This window comes from Anseongella ginsenosidimutans (assembly GCF_008033235.1).
Classification (GTDB): Bacteria; Bacteroidota; Bacteroidia; order Sphingobacteriales; family Sphingobacteriaceae; genus Anseongella; species Anseongella ginsenosidimutans.
Window position 1 is genome coordinate 3,838,388 of the sequence record NZ_CP042432.1, and the last position, 19,807, is coordinate 3,858,194.

General features: G+C 49.3%; 16 protein-coding genes and 1 pseudogene. 5 read left to right on the plus strand and 12 right to left on the minus strand.

The annotated features are described in order from the left end of the window. Positions 1-2: 2 nt before the first annotated feature. From arr to FRZ59_RS16190, 4 genes and pseudogenes are all read right to left on the minus strand, one after another. A pseudogene (gene arr, locus FRZ59_RS19625) lies at positions 3-383 on the minus strand (NAD(+)--rifampin ADP-ribosyltransferase); the annotation flags it as partial. Positions 384-790: 407 nt separating this feature from the next. Further along, positions 791-1,345, minus strand: a complete 555-nt coding sequence (locus FRZ59_RS16180; RefSeq protein ID WP_132129833.1) for a DapH/DapD/GlmU-related protein — start codon at positions 1,343-1,345, stop codon at positions 791-793. A gap of 8 nt (positions 1,346-1,353) precedes the next feature. Beyond that, positions 1,354-1,857, minus strand: coding sequence for a DinB family protein (locus tag FRZ59_RS16185; protein ID WP_132129832.1), 504 nt, complete (start codon positions 1,855-1,857; stop codon positions 1,354-1,356). A gap of 67 nt (positions 1,858-1,924) precedes the next feature. Next, entirely contained in the window at positions 1,925-3,226 is a 1,302-nt protein-coding gene (locus FRZ59_RS16190; RefSeq protein ID WP_132129831.1) for a DEAD/DEAH box helicase, read from the minus strand. Between the two features lie 67 nt (positions 3,227-3,293). Between FRZ59_RS16190 and FRZ59_RS16195 the strand changes: the two genes are divergently transcribed. Further along, positions 3,294-4,268 (plus strand): sugar phosphate isomerase/epimerase family protein, encoded by a 975-nt coding sequence (locus FRZ59_RS16195; RefSeq protein WP_132129830.1) that lies wholly within the window; start codon positions 3,294-3,296, stop codon positions 4,266-4,268. Positions 4,269-4,315: 47 nt separating this feature from the next. Here the strand turns inward: FRZ59_RS16195 and FRZ59_RS16200 are convergent, their stop codons facing one another. Further along, positions 4,316-5,194 carry a DMT family transporter gene (locus FRZ59_RS16200; RefSeq protein ID WP_132129829.1) on the minus strand — a complete coding sequence of 293 codons (879 nt, stop codon included), beginning with the start codon at positions 5,192-5,194 and terminating at the stop codon, positions 4,316-4,318. Between the two features lie 93 nt (positions 5,195-5,287). Here FRZ59_RS16200 and FRZ59_RS16205 point away from each other — a divergent pair, with 93 nt between their 5' ends. Next, positions 5,288-5,650, plus strand: coding sequence for a VOC family protein (locus FRZ59_RS16205; protein WP_132129828.1), 363 nt, complete (start codon positions 5,288-5,290; stop codon positions 5,648-5,650). 1 nt (position 5,651) lies between these two features. Here the strand turns inward: FRZ59_RS16205 and FRZ59_RS16210 are convergent, their stop codons facing one another. After that, positions 5,652-7,253 carry an ABC-F family ATP-binding cassette domain-containing protein gene (locus FRZ59_RS16210; RefSeq protein WP_132129827.1) on the minus strand — a complete coding sequence of 534 codons (1,602 nt, stop codon included), beginning with the start codon at positions 7,251-7,253 and terminating at the stop codon, positions 5,652-5,654. A gap of 172 nt (positions 7,254-7,425) precedes the next feature. Here FRZ59_RS16210 and FRZ59_RS16215 point away from each other — a divergent pair, with 172 nt between their 5' ends. Further along, positions 7,426-10,746, plus strand: a complete 3,321-nt coding sequence (locus FRZ59_RS16215) for a DEAD/DEAH box helicase (protein ID WP_132129826.1) — start codon at positions 7,426-7,428, stop codon at positions 10,744-10,746. Between the two features lie 102 nt (positions 10,747-10,848). Here the strand turns inward: FRZ59_RS16215 and FRZ59_RS16220 are convergent, their stop codons facing one another. Further along, on the minus strand, positions 10,849-11,382 hold the full coding sequence (locus FRZ59_RS16220; RefSeq protein ID WP_132129825.1) for a YfiT family bacillithiol transferase: 534 nt from the start codon (positions 11,380-11,382) through the stop codon (positions 10,849-10,851). 84 nt (positions 11,383-11,466) lie between these two features. Between FRZ59_RS16220 and FRZ59_RS16225 the strand changes: the two genes are divergently transcribed. Beyond that, entirely contained in the window at positions 11,467-11,838 is a 372-nt protein-coding gene (locus tag FRZ59_RS16225) for a VOC family protein (protein WP_132129824.1), read from the plus strand. A gap of 514 nt (positions 11,839-12,352) precedes the next feature. Here the strand turns inward: FRZ59_RS16225 and FRZ59_RS16230 are convergent. The 4 genes from FRZ59_RS16230 to FRZ59_RS16245 form a co-directional block, all read right to left on the minus strand. After that, positions 12,353-13,117, minus strand: coding sequence for a hypothetical protein (locus tag FRZ59_RS16230; protein WP_132129823.1), 765 nt, complete (start codon positions 13,115-13,117; stop codon positions 12,353-12,355). 76 nt (positions 13,118-13,193) lie between these two features. Beyond that, a complete protein-coding gene (locus FRZ59_RS16235) occupies positions 13,194-16,325 on the minus strand; it encodes an error-prone DNA polymerase (RefSeq protein ID WP_132129927.1) in 3,132 nt (1,043 codons plus the stop codon). Continuing rightward, complete coding sequence (locus FRZ59_RS16240; RefSeq protein ID WP_132129822.1) at positions 16,309-17,811, minus strand: Y-family DNA polymerase; 1,503 nt, start codon at positions 17,809-17,811, stop codon at positions 16,309-16,311. The genes FRZ59_RS16235 and FRZ59_RS16240 overlap by 17 nt, the downstream gene beginning before the upstream one ends. 4 nt (positions 17,812-17,815) lie before the next feature. After that, positions 17,816-18,562, minus strand: coding sequence for an ImuA family protein (locus FRZ59_RS16245; RefSeq protein WP_225975090.1), 747 nt, complete (start codon positions 18,560-18,562; stop codon positions 17,816-17,818). Between the two features lie 115 nt (positions 18,563-18,677). Between FRZ59_RS16245 and FRZ59_RS16250 the strand changes: the two genes are divergently transcribed. After that, entirely contained in the window at positions 18,678-19,127 is a 450-nt protein-coding gene (locus FRZ59_RS16250) for a hypothetical protein (RefSeq protein ID WP_132129820.1), read from the plus strand. An 18-nt stretch (positions 19,128-19,145) separates the two neighbouring features. On the opposite strand, the gene FRZ59_RS16255 is transcribed toward FRZ59_RS16250, so the two are convergent. After that, complete coding sequence (locus FRZ59_RS16255) at positions 19,146-19,775, minus strand: MarR family winged helix-turn-helix transcriptional regulator (RefSeq protein ID WP_158640657.1); 630 nt, start codon at positions 19,773-19,775, stop codon at positions 19,146-19,148. Positions 19,776-19,807: the final 32 nt, after the last annotated feature.

Below are 19,807 nucleotides of genomic sequence, written 5' to 3' on the forward strand. Positions count from 1 at the left end.
GACTAATTAATAATTTCCCCCTTGTTATTTGCCAGTTTTTCCTGCCATTTTCGAATGTCTTCGGGTGTTTGTTTTATCCAGTCTGTAATTTCGCCGACGATCTTTAAAGGTTCCGGGCTGCGGTAAGAACGTGTCAGGTTGCCCGGAAATTTTTTGTTAGTCACGTTCGGGTCATTTTCAAAGCTTCCTGTCGGTTCAACAATATACACACGTTCAGGTCCGTCGCCTTTAGCTAATGACGCAGCGAGTCCGGCTCCGTTAAGCAGGGCCGTGAAATAAATATGGTTCATTATAAGTTCAGTCTTATAATTAGACTTGCCCCCCGCTGTCAGCAAATCACCAACCTGCAAATCCGCTTTCGTTCCGTGAAAAAAGGGGCCCTTGTCAGACGGTTTGTCCCGGAATTCTTTTGCTAATTCCCGGTTCTTTTTTGCGCTGTCATGGTCACCTAATTCTTCATAGCATTTGGCTATGTTTGAATACAGCGCAGGAAATGCACCCTGAACCGCGTCATCATTTATTTTCAATGCATAATGCAAATCTGTTTCGAGCCATTTTAATTGATCGGAAACACTTTTCTGATGTCGGGCCACATAATGAGCAGCAATAAATTTTTCAAAATCGTCGGTAGCTTCATTCCATGCTTGAAGAAAAAGCCGGCTTGCTTCTTCAGGTCTTCCATTTTCTTCCATGTTCATGCCCTGAATACACAGCTTAACAATACTATTGCCCGGGTTGAATTCCATTTTCTTATGATTTATATGCAAAAAGTACGTCAGATATCTTCGTTTCAAATCGTTTTAATGATCTTGGCAGGTATCCCTCCCGCTACCGCGTTGTCCGGCACATCTTTTGAAACGACCGCGCCGGCTGCCACTACTGCATTCTCCCCGATTGTTACTCCTTGCAAGATAGTTGCATTCGCACCTATCCAGGCGTTTTTCTTAACATGAATGGGCCTGGCAATCAGGGTTTGACGGTCACCGGCGGCTAAAGGATGCCCTTCGGTCAGCAAGCTTACGTTCGGAGCAAGCATCACGTTATCTTCGATAGTAATTCCTCCCAGATCAAGAAACGTGCAGTTAAAATTGATAAAGACGTTCTTTCCTATCCTGGTATTCTTTCCATAATTGATTTGAAAAGGCGTGAAAATCGTTGTGGAATCATCTATCGCCGAGCCGGTTATTTCCGCCAGTAAGCGCCTGCTCGCACTTGTCTCCACTACATTATTGAGCTTTATCAGAAGCTTTTTCGTTTCTGTGCAGGCTTCCCCGATTTTGTAATAATCGGGATTGTTAAACGGGATGGCTTCTCCGGCTAATATGCGTCTGAAAATATCTTTCATGCCGGCACTTAACCTTTTTTACTGTCTTCATACGTGGGGCCGTACATACCCGGGACCTTATTCCCTGTTGCACGAAGGTAAACGATCATTTCACCGCGATGGTGATAAATATGGTTGAAAAGGAATCCGCGCGCCACGATGCCCCTGGGCATGGGGCCAAGAACCACCCTGTCCCCTACCTTCATGGTCCAGTTGTCTTTTAACTTTTCCTCGGTAAGCGAATTCAACGCAGTTCTGGCTTTTTCTACATTGCTTTCAAAGAGCGCCAGGGTAGCTTTGATGTCATTCGTATCGCCCCGTTCAAGATTATCAGCAGCCAAATCATAAACGTCCCGGGTGAGTGCGCCTACATACCAATAGTAAATAGTGGCAATATGCTGTGCCAGCTCACCCATCGTCCAGGAATGTTCCGAAGGTTTATAGCCCAGGTCCTTTTCCGGAATCGCCTGCAGCAGTTTGCGCGTGCTGTTTACTTCATGTTCAAATTCCTGGGTTAAATATTGGAGTATCATATCACAACGGTTTTGACTGAAAATAACAAAAATGGACGAGACTAAGTTTTAACGCAGTTATTGCAAATTACCGCGAGACCTCTATTTTAATCTTCCGGCCTTTCATTTTTTCGTCTTTTACCAGCTTTGCCACACGTTCTATCTGGTCTCGCGCTACAGCGGCGTAAGATGAATGGTCAAGTACTTCTATGAGGCCAAGGTCTTCTTTAGCCAGTTTGCCTTTTTTAAGCAACAGGCCTACGATGTCAACCTTGTTGATCTTGTCCTTTTTCCCGGCGGCAATATACAGCGTAGCCCAGGGAGAGGGGCTTGGTATAGCTGCTTTTTGGGGCAGGTCTTCAATTGCAGGCAATTCGCCTAAATAGTCCGGTTTTTCACCAGGGGCCAGCAAAAGATACGACGTGCCTTTGGCATGCATCCTGGCTGTGCGGCCGTTGCGGTGCAAAAAAGCCTCTTCAGTCTGCGGCAGCTGGTAATGAATTACATGCGCGATCTCAGGGATATCCAGGCCCCGGGAAGCCAGATCGGTAGTGATCAGGATTCGATGGCTTCCATTTCTGAACTTTATCAATGCCCGCTCGCGGTCGTCCTGATCCATGCCTCCGTGGAAAATATCATGCGGCAATCCCTTGTCCCACAGCAAATCGCTGATACGTTCAACGGCATCGCGATGATTGCAAAAGACCAGCGTGGGCTGATCGCCGATCTGGCAGACCAGCGCGAACAGGGCATCCAGCCGGCGGGCAGCATCTGTTATCACTGCTTTCTGCTCAAGGTCCGGCGCGGATGCGGCATCGCTTAAATAATCAAGTGTTAACGGGTTGGATATGCCGGTAAAGGCCGGTATTTCGTCCATCCGGGTGGCCGAAGTGAGCATGCGCTTCTTTACAAAAGGCAATTGCTTAATGATATAGGCCATGTCTTCCTGGAAACCGAATTCAAGCGCTTTATCAAATTCATCAAGCACCAGCGTACTGACAGCAGCAGGATCAAAGCTTTTGCGGCGCAAGTGATGGGCTATGCGTCCGGGTGTGCCAATAAGGACCGCAGGCGGCTGCGACAGGTTGTTTATTTCCGTCTTAACCGCGTGGCCGCCATAACAGCAATTCACTTTAAACCCGCTGCCCAGGACCTTGAAAACCTGTTCTATTTGCAGGGCCAGTTCCCGTGAAGGCGCAAGTATCATTGCCTGAACGGTTGAAACGTTCGCGTCAAGTGAACTGAGCAAGGGCAATAAAAAGCCTAATGTTTTACCCGAGCCCGTGGGCGACAGCAATATAAGGTCACCTTTAGAGGCCGCGGCGATAGCAGTCTGCTGCATTTCGTTAAGGGCGTCGATCTTTAAATTATGAAGCGCTTGCTTTATCATGATACCTTGTGCAAGATAAGCATCATATAATAGAAATTTCTTTCAATTTTTTTTGATATTAGTCGAAATGAAAAAGCAAAATCTTTCCAGAAGGCAGTTTCTTGGTACAACTGCCCTTACTGTGGCCGGCCTGGCGCTGGCTTCGAGGCCGGTATTGGGTATGCCGGCATATATCCGGAACCTGGGAAAACCAAACTCCTTGTTTAAAGGTGTCCAGATAGGTGTGATCACTTATTCTTTCAGAAGTATGCCGGGCAGCGCCGAGCAGCTCCTTCAATACTGTTTGGATGCCAATGTGGGGGCAGTTGAGTTAATGGGGGATCCGGCTGAAGCTTTTGCAGGTGCCCCGCAGGCGCCTTCCGGCCCGCGGGAGTCGGATGAACAAAAGGCGGCACGTGCAGAATACCGTAAAAAACTGGCGGAATGGCGGGCAGCTGTTCCCATGAAACGGTTTGAACAGCTTAGAAAAATGTACAATAATGCCGGCGTGAAAATCTATGGATATAAACCAAGCGCCCTGGGAGTAAACAATACGGACGCAGAAATAGACTATGCGTTCCGCGCCGCCAAAGCGTTGGGAGCCAACCAGGCCAATGTGGAATTCCCCCGGGATCCGGGACAGACCAAACGGCTGGGAGCTATTGCTAAAAGGAATAAAATCTATGTCGGCTATCACGGCCATACGCAGCAAACCTTTGATATGTGGGATGGAGCCATTGCCGAATCCCCCTATAACGCGGCAAATTTTGATATGGGCCATTATGTAGCTGCGGGATTTGATCCTCTTGCCTTTATAAAAGCGAAGCATAAGCATATTGTGAGCATGCATACCAAAGACAGGAAATCAAAGGCCCATGGCGGTGCTAACCTCACCTGGGGGGAAGGCGATACTCCTATTGTTGAAGCCTTGCGGCTAATGTCCCGGAATAACTATAAATTTCCGGCTACCATAGAACTGGAATATGAGATCCCTTCCGGCTCCGATGCGGTAAAGGAGGTGGCCAGGTGCCTGGAATACGCAAGAAAAGCTTTAGGCGCTTAACAGGCCCGGTGCCCGCCGAACGTACGTACAGCAGCGGATACTTTCTTTCAGGTGCCGCTGGCGGCAAACTTCTTTGAACCGGCAACGCAAAGAATAACGCCAAGGGTAATACCCAGCATGCCAATACTTACTTGTTCCCCCAGTAAGGTGGCGGCTAAGGCCAATCCGAAAAACGGTTGAAGGAGTTGCAGCTGGCCTACCGCTGCGATACCACCCTGGGCTAATCCCCGGTACCAAAAAATGAAGCCGATAAACATACTGAACAGGGAAACATAAGCAAGCCCTATCCAGGCGGATACGCTAACTGCTGCGAGCGAGGATGGCAGCAGGAAGAAGGCCAAAGGCGCCATAAACGGCAATGACAAGACGAGCGCCCAGGAAATTACCTGCCAGCCTCCGAGCGCCTTTGAAAGCCTGGCGCCTTCTGCATAACCCAGGGCGCATAATATAATTGCCAGCAACATATAGATATTACCAGCGGGAGCCACGGAAAGGCCCTGGGCAACCGCATAAGCGATGACAAGCAAGCTTCCTGTTGCGGAAAATATCCAGAATACCGGGCCGGGGCGCTCCCCTCCGCGGATTACACCGAATATAGCGGTTGTAAGCGGCAGCATCCCAAGGAAAACAATGGAATGGGCCGAAGTAATGTGCTGCAATGCCAACGCACTAAGCAGGGGAAAACCAGCTACCACGCCCAGCGCCACTACCGCCAAAGAAAAAAGCTGTTTTCCCGCAGGGCGTTTTTCCCTGAAAATCCACAGGAAACAAAGTGCAAGAAGGCCTGCAATGCTCGCCCGGGCCACGGTTAAAAAAAATGGCGGCAAGGCCAGGACAGCGACCCTTGTTGCGGGAAGTGACCCGCTAAATATCAGTACACCTATGAACCCATTGATCCAACCGCTGGTGGTATTTTTCGTTTCCATTTCGGCACAAAAGTAAACATGAACGGACATAGTCCCAATTGCCGGGACGCCTCAATTTCATATCTTTACCGGGTTAACTCATTTACACAAGAAATGACCGCAATTCATTCAGAAAACAAGTTAAAGCACGAGCAGGTACAATACCTCGAATTCCTCTCAAGGGATCTTGCAAGGGCCAAAACCTTTTACACGAAAGCCTTTGGCTGGAAATTTACCGACTACGGCCCCGGCTACACGGCTTTTGAAGGCGAGTATGTTGACGGAGGTTTCACTACAGGAGACCCGGTCAAGGGAAGCATCCTGGTTATTCTCTATTCAAACGACATTGAAGCAACAAAAAACAAAGTAATAGAAGCCGGTGGCGTCATCGTAAAGGATACCTTCGCATTCCTTGGCGGCAAACGCTTCCATTTTGCAGATCAGGACGGCTATGAACTGGCCGTTTGGTCAGAATAGGCTAACGGGATATCTTATCAAGCGCAATATTTGCGCTGATCCCGATCTGTTCAATGAAGTTCCTGTCATGCGAAATTACCAGCAGTGTACCCTTATAATCTTTTATCGCCAGGGTTAACACCTCCAGGCTCTGGATATCCAGGTTATTCGTTGGTTCGTCCAGTATGAGCATATCGGGCATGTTATTACTGATCCCTAAACAGCAAAGCGTCAGTTTCATTTTTTCTCCGCCGCTTAAGCCGGCGCACTTCCTGTCCCATACTTCCGGTGAAAACTGGGAATAATGCAGCAGCGATTTCAAATCATGTTCCTCCAGGTTGCCGGTATTATATTTTTGAACCTGCTCAAACAGGCTCAGTTGTTCATCAATCAGCGTATAGTCCTGGTCCAGGTATAAATAGCTGAATTCCGCCTTAAATATCTCCCCAATAGCAGGCTGAAAGCGGCCCATTATGAGTTGAAGGAGCGTCGTTTTACCAGAGCCGTTTTCGCCTTCGATCCTTATCCTGTCGCCAGACCGGACCTGGAAGGAGAGCGGCGGCCAAAGGTTCTTTTTCTCGTAAGAAAAACCGATCTTCCTCGCATCAACCAGGACTTTTCCCTGATGGAGGCCGGATTCCTTTAGATTGATCCTTAGCGCCTGGGATTGGCGGATCTGTAACCTGGTCTGCCGGAGGCTATCGGCAATATCATGCACTTTCTCCTGGTGGGCACCCTGCAGCCTGGCTGTACTCTGTTCGGCTTTTCTTTTAAGATTTCCGGCCACGATACGCGGCAGTGAATGACTTTTGCTCAGGGATTTCCCCTTCGCCTCCATTTTCTGTCTTTGCGCCGTCATATCCCGGGCTTTTTGCTTCGCCTGTTTAAGCATTTTAGCTTGTTCATCCAATTGAGACTGAAGGGCATTCAACTTGCTTTCCTTTTGCTCCCTGTAAAAGTCATAATTACCGCCAAACAATTCGACGCCGGCCGCGCTCAGCTCAAGGGTGCTGTCCGGCGGGCTTAACAGCGCCTTGTCGTGACTGACCACCAATATCGTTGCCTTGCTTTTCCCGATAAAATCATAAAGCAAGTCGCGGCTTGATGCGTCCATGTGATTGGATGGTTCGTCCAGCAGGATGACTCCCGGAGCGTGGACCAGCAAACCGGCCAGGAAGACCTTGGTTTTCTCACCCCCGCTGAGGCTTTTCATCCTTTGCCATAAATCAAGGTGTTCAAGACGCCAAAATAAAAGCGCAGCCTGAACCCTCTCTCCTATTTCCCAGTCATCCTCCAGATCGGCAAAATTGCCGGCGGCGGCATCACCTTCCAATATAGCCCGCAAAGCGTTCAATTTTCTTTCCACCATTAACGCTTCAGCTACGGAAAGATGATCGTATTGCCCCAGGTGCTGCGGCACGTAATAAGCCTTTTCGGAAAGAATAACTTGCCCGGCCGAAGGAGGAAGCCATCCGGCGATGACCTGTAAAAGAGTTGATTTTCCTGTGCCGTTATTACCGACTAACGCAACCTTACCCCCTTTTGGAATAGTAAAATCCAGATTTTCGAACAAAGTTTCCCTGTCGGGATGCAAATAGCTAAGCGATTTGATCGTGACGCTCATAACAAAATGAAAAGAATAAAATAATAGCTAAGTATTGCTTTCAACAGCAATTATTCCGTTGGGTTGGAATTCATGACGGCTTAACCGCCTGTTTACTTAGTTATTTTCATTGGTGCAGCTTTTCGTTTACGACAGGCAAATATAGCCAAATTTTTGGCTAATTTTGAAAAGCATGGATCACGTCTATACGATTCCCGGGTTCGATATATCAGCGCTCAATGAAATTTTTGTACAACGGCATAGCGGAGAATCGCTGCCTGTTGAACAAAAAGGATTCCGGGACCTGAATATAGAAAGCATTGGAATTAATTCCGCATTATTCTCGCATTTGGAAGAAGCCGGCAGCATCGAAACCTGGCTGGTCCAGCAAGATACCGGTCTTTACCTCTCCTGTTCCTGCGCCGCACTTACTGAAAAGCTCTGCCGGCACCAGAGCCGCGCGCTGCTGGCAATCAGCCGCAGAACGGAACTCCGGATATTTTTTGACGCTGCCTTAAGGCATGAAAAACTCAGGGACTTCGCTCTTCCTTACGGATTGCAGCAGGAGCAAAACCTGGATACATATTTCCGGGTAGAATATGCTAACGGACAGAACGTCATCCGGCCGGCATCGGCGAACCTGTTTCCCCTGAACAGGGAATATACCCTGCAACTCCAGGACCAGTTCTCTGCCGGAAACCAGGGAAGCGGGATCGTTAAACGTTCCGAAGATCATATAATGCTGCTGGTCTTTAAACAGCATAAATACTATAAGCACCTCATTATAGAACTGGCGGAAGCGTCCCTTACCCAAAGCGGAAAGCCTAAAAACCCGGTAGTACCCGTAAATGCACTGGAAAAAATATGGAATGCGGTCAGTCCCGCTGAATCAAAATTCTTCAGCGCCGTCCACCTGTTCCGGAATAAAGCCGCGGACGAGCAGCCGGGGATCACTATCGAAGCCCTGAAAGCCATCCTGAAAAATCCGCTCGGACTTCCGCTTTACCGCCATGAGGCTGCCGTCTCTGAAAATATGACCGCAGCTTCCCTGAGTCCCCTGCAGACCGGGCATACCTTGTATGACTTGCAGCTGCAGGTCGTTAAAAACGATCCCTTTTATGAACTTACCGCCGAACTGGATATAAGCGGATCAAAATGCCGCCTTGAGGATACGTCCGTCCAATTTGGCTATTTTCTGGCTGCCGGGCCCTCCCTTCACCTGATTGGCAACACAAAGTTGCTGAATGTGATCTCCTTCCTCAAAAAACACCAGGACAAGCTGCTCATTCATCAATCAAAATACCACGATTTCAGGGATACCGTACTTAGCAGGCTGGAAGAAAGCACAGCCATTGATTACGCCTATCTGCCACCCGCCAGCCTTGAACAGCTTATGGAACACCAGCTGGACAAAGCACCGGAAAAACTGCTCTACCTGGCGGATTCCGGAGCCTATGTAGAGCTGAACCCGGTAATGAGATACGGAGATATTGAAATACCGGTCCTGAGCAAAAAACAGATTTACCCTAAAGGCATTAAAACCGGATTCCGGGTAAACAGGGATAAGGAAGCTGAAATAGCTTTTACTTCGCTCGTAATGAGGCAACATCCTTATTTCCATGAACAGGTGGAAGAACAATTACCCTATTTCTACCTCCACAAAAAACATTTCCTGGATGAAAAGTGGTTTCTGGACGCTTTTGAGGAATGGCAGAATAAAGGTATTCGCATATTCGGGTTCAATAAATTGCAGAAGAACAGTCTGAATCCGCATAAAGCAAAAATTACCGTCAGGATCCTGAGCGGCACGGATTGGTTCAATGCTGAAATAGCCTTGCAATACGGAAACAAAAAGGCCTCTTTAAAACAGGTCCATAAAGCCATCAGGAATAAAAGCAAATACGTACGCCTGGGAGATGGAACAATGGGCATTCTACCCGAAGAATGGATAGAAAAGTTCCGGGACTATTTCAGCGCCGGGGAAGTGACGGATAACCATATCCGGATCGCGAAAGTAAATTTCAGGGCCGTTGGCGAACTATTCGAAGAGGAAGTCCTGGATAATGCCGCGAAAAAGGAACTGGCTTTACTGGAGTCGAAACTGGCGAACCTGGAAGGTATGGAAGAAGCGGAAGTTCCTGCGGAGCTGAACGCCCATCTGCGAGCGTACCAGAAACAGGGCCTAAGCTGGCTCAACTTTCTGGACGACCACCGGTTCGGCGGCTGCCTGGCAGATGACATGGGCTTGGGGAAAACGCTTCAGATCATTGCTTTCCTCCTGCTGCAGCGACAAAAACGAGGGCATACTACGAGCTTGCTGCTGGTGCCCACTTCCCTTGTCTTTAACTGGAAGCAGGAGATTGACAAGTTCGCTCCTTCTTTAAAAGTATTCACGCATTACGGGCCGGACAGGAACGGCCATACCAGGGAATTCGGGGATCACGAACTCATTATCACTACCTACGGCACCCTTCTTTCGGATATTTCCTTCCTGAAGGATTTTTCATTTAATTACATCTTCGCGGACGAATCGCAAAATATCAAAAACCCGGATTCGCAACGGTATCAGGCAGCCCGCCTGCTTAAATCAGCGAACAGGATCGCCATTACCGGAACCCCGGTGGAGAACAATACCTTCGACCTCTTCGGACAGCTCTCTTTTGCCTGCCCCGGCCTGCTGGGAAGCAAACAGTATTTCAAGGAGATATACGCCGTCCCCATTGATCAGTTCAAGGACAGGAAACGGTCCAGGGAACTGCAGGAAAAGGTCCGGCCGTTTATCTTGCGGAGGACGAAAAAGCAGGTAGCCGGCGAACTGCCCGAGAAAACCGAAATGGTTTTGTTCTGTGAAATGCCCCCGGAGCAGCAAAAAATATATACCGCTTTTGAAAAAGAGTTCCGGGATTACATTTGCAGTAAAACGAATGAAGAACTCCCCAAAAGCTCCGTTCATGTACTGAAAGGCCTGACCCGCCTCCGGCAGATCTGCAACTCCCCCCTCCTGCTGAACGATGAGGAGATCAACGTTAAAGAATCCGGAAAAATGAACGTTCTCCTGGAGCAGCTGCTCAGCAAATCAGCCAATCATAAGATCTTAGTTTTCTCGCAATTCGTTTCCATGCTGGACCTGGTCAAAAAAGAGCTGGAAGAAAGGGGGATCGGCTATTCCTACCTTTGCGGCAGCACCAGGAACCGTGAGCAGGTCGTCCGCGAATTCCAATCGGAGGACACCAGGCGAATCTTCCTGATCAGCCTGAAAGCAGGAGGCAACGGGTTGAATTTAACGCCAGCCGATTATGTTTACCTGATAGACCCCTGGTGGAACCCCGCAGTAGAGAACCAGGCCATTGACAGGATCTACCGGATTGGCCAAAAGAAAAATGTCGTGGCTGTCAGGCTTATCTGCTCAGGGACCATTGAAGAAAAGATCATGAACCTGCAGGAAACAAAGAAGGAATTGTTTCATAACCTGATCAGGAAAGACAACTTGCTTAAATTACTAGAGCTGCGTTAAGCGTGAATTGTCGCATAAGTCGCAGGTATTGTTCCCGGCAACGCGAAAACCAGTCTACACAGCGGTGACCACGGGCCACGCTTAACGCAGCTCCGGAAAACTTCAGCTAACCGCCAAACTGATGTGTGCCAGGTGATGCTCCAGGTGCCAGGCAGACATGGCAATAGCCTGCGCCTGGTTGATCGTATATTTCCTCACCGGGTGATAATAAGCGATTTTCAATTGCTCTTCGGTCAATGAACGGAGCAAAAACAGGTATCTTCTGGTAATTCCGTCGAGCATCAGTAAGGAATCCTCCACCGGCTCATCGCGTGCATCCGGAGTAACCGCCCAGCCGTCCATGTCAATAAGCGTCACTTCTTTATAGTCGGCTTCCGTAAGCGCTTTTTTCATGCGTAAAAAATGAAGTAGCTGGATATCGGCCACATGGTGAACGAGCTGCTGCACGTTCCAGCTTCCCGGACGATATGTTTTCGAGAGATCTTCCGGGGGCAACATTTCCATCAGCAACTTAAAGCGAAGCGGCGCTTCTTCAATGACGGCAATCATCGAATTAATTTCTTCCCCGGAATATTGCTCTTTTCTTACAAAAGGCCCGATAGGATATCGGAGATGATCTGTTTTAGTGCTTTCCATGCTTAAAGATAGCCAAAAAAATGGCACATTTTTCCAATTTAAGCGCCTGGAAATACGTTAAATTTGGATATTAAACATAAAAAAATGAATATCCCAAAAGAACACCAACGGCTGATGCCCTATTTCATTCTGAAAGGGGCTGAAAAATTTATTAACTTCACTACCGCGGTCTTTGGCGCAGAGCTGATAGCCAGGCACCAGCAAGAAGGAGGCGAGGGCATTATGCATGCGGAGATCAGGATCGGCGAAACGGTCATCATGTTTGCCGAAGCGACCGAACAATGGCCGCCGCAGACCGGCAGTATCTTCATTTACGTGGAAAATGCCGATAGCACATATGCCACCGCGCTACGGGAAGGAGCCGTTTCTGTAATGGAGCCAGCCGACAAGGGATACGGAAGAAGCGGCGGCGTTAAAGATCCAACCGGCGTAACCTGGTGGATCACTTCCCTATAAAATGAATTATCAGACTTTCAAACCAAAAGCAGGACTGGCGCATCTGGTCAGATTTTTCTGGATCCCCGAGGGAAAGCGGCCTTATACGCATTTTTCTCTCCCGGATGCCGGGAAAACACGGTGAAGCTATTCCTTCGTTCACGGCAGGCCTGCATGCACAAAGCCATAGGCAATGCCCGGCATAATAAGGAACGCATCCGGTTGCTGGAAACTTTCATCGAAAAGTGCTACTTAAAAAAAGATCAGGCTATGCTGCCCGTATTCAAATCCATTCAGCTAATTATCGAAAAAAGAGGTTTGGTAAAGATCGCCGACCTTCCTCCGGCTGTCTGCCTCTCCGAGAGACAGTTTAAAAGACAATTCATCCGCAATACAGGTTTTACCCCAAACAGGCACATTTTATCAATGATTTCAGGGAATTTTCCGGCATTTACCCAAAAAGTTTCTTCTCCGGCAAATCAGGTGTAACCGTCTGGAGAGACGTTTTGGCATCGTTCCGATAGGAAAATCCTACCTAAAAACGCAGTAAAGGCATTTTCTGGAGGGCTTGCAGCAGCAGGAATACTGTTAGAATAAAATAGCCCGCGGCAAATAACTGTACACTGCGGTTATTCTTAGCGATATAATAGCCAAATAAGGGCAGCACCTGCAATGAATGAATGCCTATGAAATGGGCAACCCGCAGATCGCCGTACTGGTTGCTCCAGTTAAATACCGGAAGCCCGGAACCACCATCCGGTGCGCCCACCGTATGTGAAAGAAGGGAAGCCATGACGCCGCCCTCAAAAGCAAATACTACAAACAGGACAATACCCAGGCGAATGCCCCATACATAAGACATAGGGATATCAAATTGCCTTTGTTTGAAGAAATAATAGCCGATTACCCCCGTCCATGCCGTCAGCGTAGAAATGGCAATACCCATAAAGATAAAAAGTGACTGGTAAAAGGGAGTGCTGATATTAAAATGCGACAACCTTCCATTGGCGGCCTGCCAGGTGATGATCACCTGCTCAATGATCATCACGACAACAACGGCCCATGTATAAATTCTGACGCGGGCTTTGTTGTTAAGGTACGCCAGGAGCCAGCCCATTGTCCAGCAAAATATCCAAATGGAGAAAAAGAACTTCATAGGCTTGATCCAGGCATTAATACCCAATACAATCGTCCCGGATGTTTGGGTCATAATGATGCTGACGATACCGCCGATGAAATATAACCAGCCAAAATAATAAAGAATGGGGTTTCGCTTTTCTAACTCGATTAGAAATTTCATGGGTCTACAATTTTCTGCGATCTATATAGAACGCAGGAACAAGATAAATATTGAAATGCAGGTAATCAACCGGGTGTTATTTAAAGTTTCGCCCTTTATGGATGACTTTGCCTGCCTGTGACAATAACTTGGTCAGGTTAAAACAGCGTTTGACAACCACATGGATCACCTCGCCTTCAATCTGCAGTTTACCCTCTGCCATCAGCAAGCGGGCGGTAAGGATTTCCTTCCGGTATTTATCGAAAAGCTTTTCCCAGACTACCAGGTTGGCAAATCCGCTTTCATCTTCGATGGTGATAAATACGACGCCCTTGGCGGTCCCGGGTCTTTGACGGACCGTTATCAGCCCGCAAATCTTTACGGACATGCCATTTTTCATCGTGCCTAATTCTTTTGTTGGCACCACATGCAATAGGTCCAGCTTTTCTCGCAGGAAACTAACCGGATGGGCTTTCAGCGACAGGGTGGTACTTGCGTAGTCATGCATCACATGTTCCCTTTTGGTCATTAAAGGCAGCATGACCTGGCTTTCTGCATCATCTTCCGGCAGCTGCCCCTCAAATAAGGCAACCGGCCGGACTGCTAATGCAGCCACCTCCCATAAGGCTTTTCGCCGGTCAAGCCCTAAGGAACGAAAAGCATCCGCGTCGGCCAGCTTTTCGAGCGTGGCCTCCCGGACGCCCGCATTCCGGAGAGCGGAAACATGAGTATATTTTTCCGCCCTCCCGCTAATCAATGACTTTATCTCTTCTTCCTGCATTCCTTTTATCTGTCGAAAACCCAGGCGGAGGGCATGGTACTTACCCGCCGCTGCTTCCAATGTATGGTCCCAGCAGGAATGATTAACATCCACCGGCAAAACCTTAACCCCATGCTTCCGGGCATCGATCACGATCTGAGCGGGCTGGTAAAATCCCATGGGCTGGCTGTTGAGCAGGGAGGCGGCAAAAATATCCGGGTAATAGCATTTGAGCCAGGAAGAAACATAAACCAGCAAAGCGAAAGAGGCCGCGTGGCTTTCGGGGAACCCATAACTTCCGAACCCTTCGAGCTGCCGGAATACGCGCAGGGCGAATTCCTCCGTGTAGCCCTTAGCGGTCATGCCGTCCACCATTTTTTTCCGGAAACGGCTAACCTCGCCCTTTGCCTTAAATGTGGCCATGCTCCGTCGCAGCTGGTCCGCTTCCGCCGGACTAAAACCTGCCGCCACGATGGCTATTTCCATCGCCTGCTCCTGGAATAAGGGCACTCCTTTGGTTCTTTTCAAAATATCCCTGATTTCTTCAGAAGGGTATTCCTCGGGTTCCTCCCCATTACGCCGGCGCAGGTAAGGATGCACCATATCACCTTGTATGGGCCCGGGCCGCACAATGGCTACTTCAATCACCAGGTCGTAAAAATTATTGGGGCGAAGACGCGGCAGCATAGACATCTGGGCCCGGCTCTCAATCTGGAAAACCCCCAGCGTATCGGCATGGCTAATCATTTCATACACCGCCTGGTCATCCTGGGGAATGCCGGCCAGCGTAAGGTCAAGTCCGTAATGCTGTTTTGCCAGATCAAACGCTTTCCTGATACAGGTCAGCATTCCCAAACCCAGCACATCTACTTTCAGAAAGCCTAAGGCTTCCAGGTCATCCTTATTCCATTCCAGGCAGGTCCGGCCTTCCATACGTGCATTCATGATCGGGCACAGATCATGTAATTTTCCCTGGGTAATGACAAACCCGCCTGTATGCTGGCCTAGCTGACGGGGAAAGCCCATCAGCTGCCCGGTGAGTTCCAGCAACTTTTTCAATTGCGCGTCCCCGGGATCAAAGCCCTGTTCGGCAAGGCGCTTTTCATTGATCCCCTCGTCCCACAAGCCCCCGATAGCGCCGGAAAGACAACTCACCGTATCCACCGACAATCCCATTGCTTTTCCTACATCGCGTAAAGCGCCTTTTTGCCGTTCCTGTGTAACCGTAGCCACAATAGCAGCGCGATCCCGGCCATATTTTTCATAAATATACTGGATCACTTCTTCCCGCCGTTCATGTTCGAAATCAACGTCAATATCAGGAGGTTCATCCCTAGCCTCGGACATAAAACGTGCAAAAAGCAGCTTGATCTTCGTTGGATTGACCGATGTAATACCTAAGCAAAAACAAACGACCGAATTGGCGGCAGATCCGCGCCCCTGGCAAAGGATCTTCCGTTCCCGCGCAAAGCGGACATAATCATATACTGTAAGAAAGTAAGAAGCATAATTCTTTCGTTCGATAAATGCCAGTTCCTGGCCGATGGTTTCCCTGATCTGTTCAGGTATTTCCGTTCCGAACTGTTCAGCGGCGCCCTTCCAGGTAAGGAAGGTTAACTCTTCCTGCGGCGTACGCCCGTCCGATGTTAATTCCTCCGGATAAACATATTCCAGGCTGTCCAGGGAAAACCGGCAGGCTTCCGCGATTTCCAGGGTACACTTGATCGCATCAGGGTACCTGCGAAATAACCGCTGCATTTCTTCCATGGGTTTCAGGTATCTCTCCGCATTTTGATGCAGCTTAAAGCCGGCAGTATGAATAGTGCATTTTTCGCGTATGCAGGTAAGTATATCCTGCAACTCACGCCGGCCCGGCTCATGATAATGAACATCTCCCAGGGCCACCATAGGTATGTCCAGCTGCGCTGAAAGCTGGGATAAACGAAAAAGCTTTTTCCCATCGTCTCCCTGGTAAGCACGGTCCGCACCTAAATAAAGCTCCCTGCCGAAGGCCTCCCGGTATTCCCTTACCTCCTTTTGAAAGGAAGGGGCCAGTTCGAAGGAAGGGGTCAGGCCGGCAGGCGGCACCACGATAAGCTTCAGCCCCTTGCAATGTGCATAGACATCCTGTTTATATAACCGGCATTCTCCTTTTTCCGCACGCAGGTTCCCGGTGGTCAGTAAAGTTGAAAGCCTGCTGTAAGCCTCCTTATCAGTAGGATAAGCCAGCAGGCCGGGGCCGTCCGCCAGGTCCAGGCGACAAGCCGGTATCAAGCGTACCCCGTGCTTCTTGGCCGCGATATAAGCACGAACAATACCTGCCAAGCTATTCCTGTCGGTGATGGCCAGGGCCGGGTACCCGCATGCAGCCGCCTGTTCCACCAGCTCTTCCGGGTGAGATGCCCCCCGGAGGAAGCTAAAGTTCGAGGTGACCTGTAATTCTATATAAGTATTACGCAAAGAATCCATGGATAAACCATTGCTGCGGCTGGTTACCGGCATAATGCCCTGAACGGAAAAGCCAGTAACGCTGTCCCTGCTCATCTTCCACATAATAATAATCCCGGCGTTCTCCTTTCTCCAGCCACCATTCGCGTTCAATACGTTCCGGGCCATCCGCTTTCCTGACCTGGTGGACTTTACCTTTATAACGGAACAGCATAGGCGGGTAATCCGGTACGGGTGCGGATACCTCGATCGCTTCAGGCCTTGGCAGCAAATACGCAGGCCGGGGGCGGCCGGAAGGCCAGCTGATCGCAGGCTTTTCCCCGATGGAAGTGGCTTCCTTAAAAGATCGTTCCGGCCAGTGATGCTCATCGGGTAAATAACGATGAATGATCCCCGCGCCGGCCTTTCCGGCCAGCCTGTCCAGCAACTCCGACAAATCCCGGTCTTCAAGGCCCGGTTTCCCGCTCCAGAATGCTTCCTGCACAGGGTCCGCATCTTCTACTTTTATCGCCTGCAGCAGGAATAGCTCTATTCCCAGGCCCGGTTTGATCTGCGGTATTTTCAGTTCGAATAGTTTGAAGATATGGCCTGCGCCTGAAGTTGCCCGGTTAGTTCCGATGCTTATCTTTATCAGCTTCCCGTCCACCCGGTAACAGGTGAGGATGGCTGTACGCAACCCTTTACCTTCGCCTGAAAGCCGCTTGCAAAGCATTTCCAGTAACCGCTGCAGTGCAACTTCTATCCCGGCAGCCGTGCGAATAGGCTCCAGGCAAGGCAGGCGTTCTTCATAGGGAACGATAGGCTGTAAAGGCTGGATATATTCCTCTTCCTGGCCAAGCGCCTGGCGCAGCCTCCGCAACAAACCTTCTCCAAAGCGCTTTTGCAGAGCAGTACGGGGCATTCCTATAAGATTCTTAATCCGGTAAAGCCCTAATTTCTGCAAACGTTGCACGGTACCCGGTTCCAGGCGCAGCGCGGCAGGCGGTAATGATAAAAGAGCCTCCGCCTGCAAACCGCTTTCAATAATTGGCGTAACCTGTCCGAAACGGGATACTGCCCAGGCAGCGCCAATGGTATCGGCTATAGCCGCCCGGACATCATAGCCCTTGCTTTTCAGCCTGGAACCGATCTCTTTCAGGTAAGCCCTTTCTCCGCCCCAAAGGTGGGCACAGCCGCTTATATCCAGTATCAGCCCGTCCGGATAATCTACTGTAATGACCGGCGTATAACGAATACACCACAGCCCCAGCGTTTTCAAAAGTTTCCCGGACAGGCCCGGTTTATCCTCAAACACCTGTAAACCGGGAAGGAACGCTTTGGCATCCGCTACTGCCGTTCCGGCGGCTATCCCCTGCGATTCCGCTGACGGGCTGGCTGCCGTGATGACCATACGCCCCCGTTCCGGCGCGGCAAAAACAAAAGGCAGATTCTTAAGCAAGGGCTGGCGAAGAACAAACCAGTCCGTTGTTAAATGACGAAACCATATCGCAGCATAACGTTTTGACATTACATTATCCCGTTTTTCGTTCCTTCGCCCGTTCGTGCAGTGATTTCTGTGCAAGTTTTTGCGCCGGCATAAACCGGCCTGCCGACCATTCTATCAACCAGGCGCCCGGATTGCCATTCCGAACTTTCAATAGTTCCACCTTCCACCTTGGAAAACCCACCCCCGGCATGCCTTCCTCCTGTTCGCTCGGCGCCGGCCTGATCCGCCAGCGGGCTGCGCAGGCAGTTGCTCCCGGGCTGCGGGAATTATTCCGGATAACGAATCCAGTCACCTTGCTTTTTTCAACTGCCAGCTGAAGCCGCCTGGATTGAATAAAATCAATTTCATGCAATTCGCCAACGACAGCGGCAAGCCCATTGCATTTGAGGGCTTCTTCCATTGCCCAAAGCACATCCTTTTCCTGCCGAAGGTCTGCAAACAAGATTCGGTCGGGTTCCACGCCAAATGCTTTTAGGGCCGGAGGGAAAAGCTTCCGCGATACGCTGATCCACAGGCAAGCCTGGCCGCTTCGCATCAGGGAAGCCAGCAAGCCGGCCATAAAACCGCTTGATGCAGCCGCCTGTTCAGGATTTTCGCTTACAAATTCATGGATGCTCCCAACCGGGAACACTCCATTCGGAAAAGCGCTTTCAACCGGGCCCAATCCAATTGCATCTGCATGGCTTTGCGGCGGTTTAAACCCCTGCCAAAGCAAAAGATCTTTTTGCAATTGGCTGATAATCGCATTTTTGTTCCCCTGCATTGCAATCATGTTCTTTATTATTGCTATAATTGGGCAACAAATATAATGCTAATTTTTTTAGCATTGATAATAACTTGAATACATTAGCGTTTTTCTTAATTAAACTCGTATAAAAAAGCATACTATGGTAAAATTGACTGACCAGGAAGTCATCAGGCACTATGAATTACGCAAACAAACGCTTACTGAAGAACTGAGCAAAGTAGAAGCCGTGCTTTCAGCATTAACCGCCCGTGGAACCGCGGCCAAGGCAAATGCCAAAGCTTCGAAGGCTAAAGCGGGGCCGGTCAAAAAACGAAAATATACCCGGCGCGCCCAGGTAGCGCAATCCGCTCCCTCCTCTCCTGCAAAAGCTAAACCCGAAGGCGGCTGGGACAGCAAGATCAACGCCGCTCTTAGCCAGATCGGTTCCGGGAATAAAGAAGAAATTGTGCAATTCCTTGCCGGCAAAGAACCTGGTTTAGCCCCTGAAAAAATCAGGAAAGCCATAACGCTGCGCCTTGCCGTTCTGCTCAAAAAAAATAAGCTCAGCGGAGAACAGGCCGGAGATCAGTATCGGTACAGCCTGGCATAAAAGAATCAACCCGGCAGGTTAATCTCCTTCCATTACATTCCGGTATATTTCTTCAAAAGGCAGGCTTCTGTGCCGTGTCCAAAGGGAAGAAAACTTTATTTCCATGCTCTTCAGCAAATGGACGGCCAGCCCTTTTTCCATTTCTGAAAGCTCATTAACCAACATTTTTGCGCTTTTATTGATTTCTTCGAAACACGGATCAATCATTTCCTCACCTTTTTCCGTGAGCATGATCCTTTTAGAGCGCTTGTCTTCCTTGTCCGCTACTTCCCTGATCAGCCCTCGTTGCTTCATCCTGTTAAGCATGTCCGTTCCGCTTGAAAGTTCAAGCAAATTGGCATAAATAACCTCGCTTTTCTTAGGGTTCTTTTCCTGCCTGATCGTACACAGCAGCCAAAATTCTTCAATCTGGTGAAGATCCGTCCCCTTAAGGGCCAGATTAGCATAAAACAAATGCAGTTTGCTGATACGCCCGATCGTTCTCATCATTTCTTCCTCAATACTATCGGGAATTGCCCCAGTTACCGGCATTTTATCCTCTTGCTGCCGGGCAAGGTAATAGCGGCAAAAATCAGCCATGTTCCCCTCAGGATAAGCCTCCTCGAAATCCGCCCATTCAAGAACCAGTTGCACAGTTTTATTTTTCATGAATTTGCTTTCCATTCGCAAAGGTACATGGA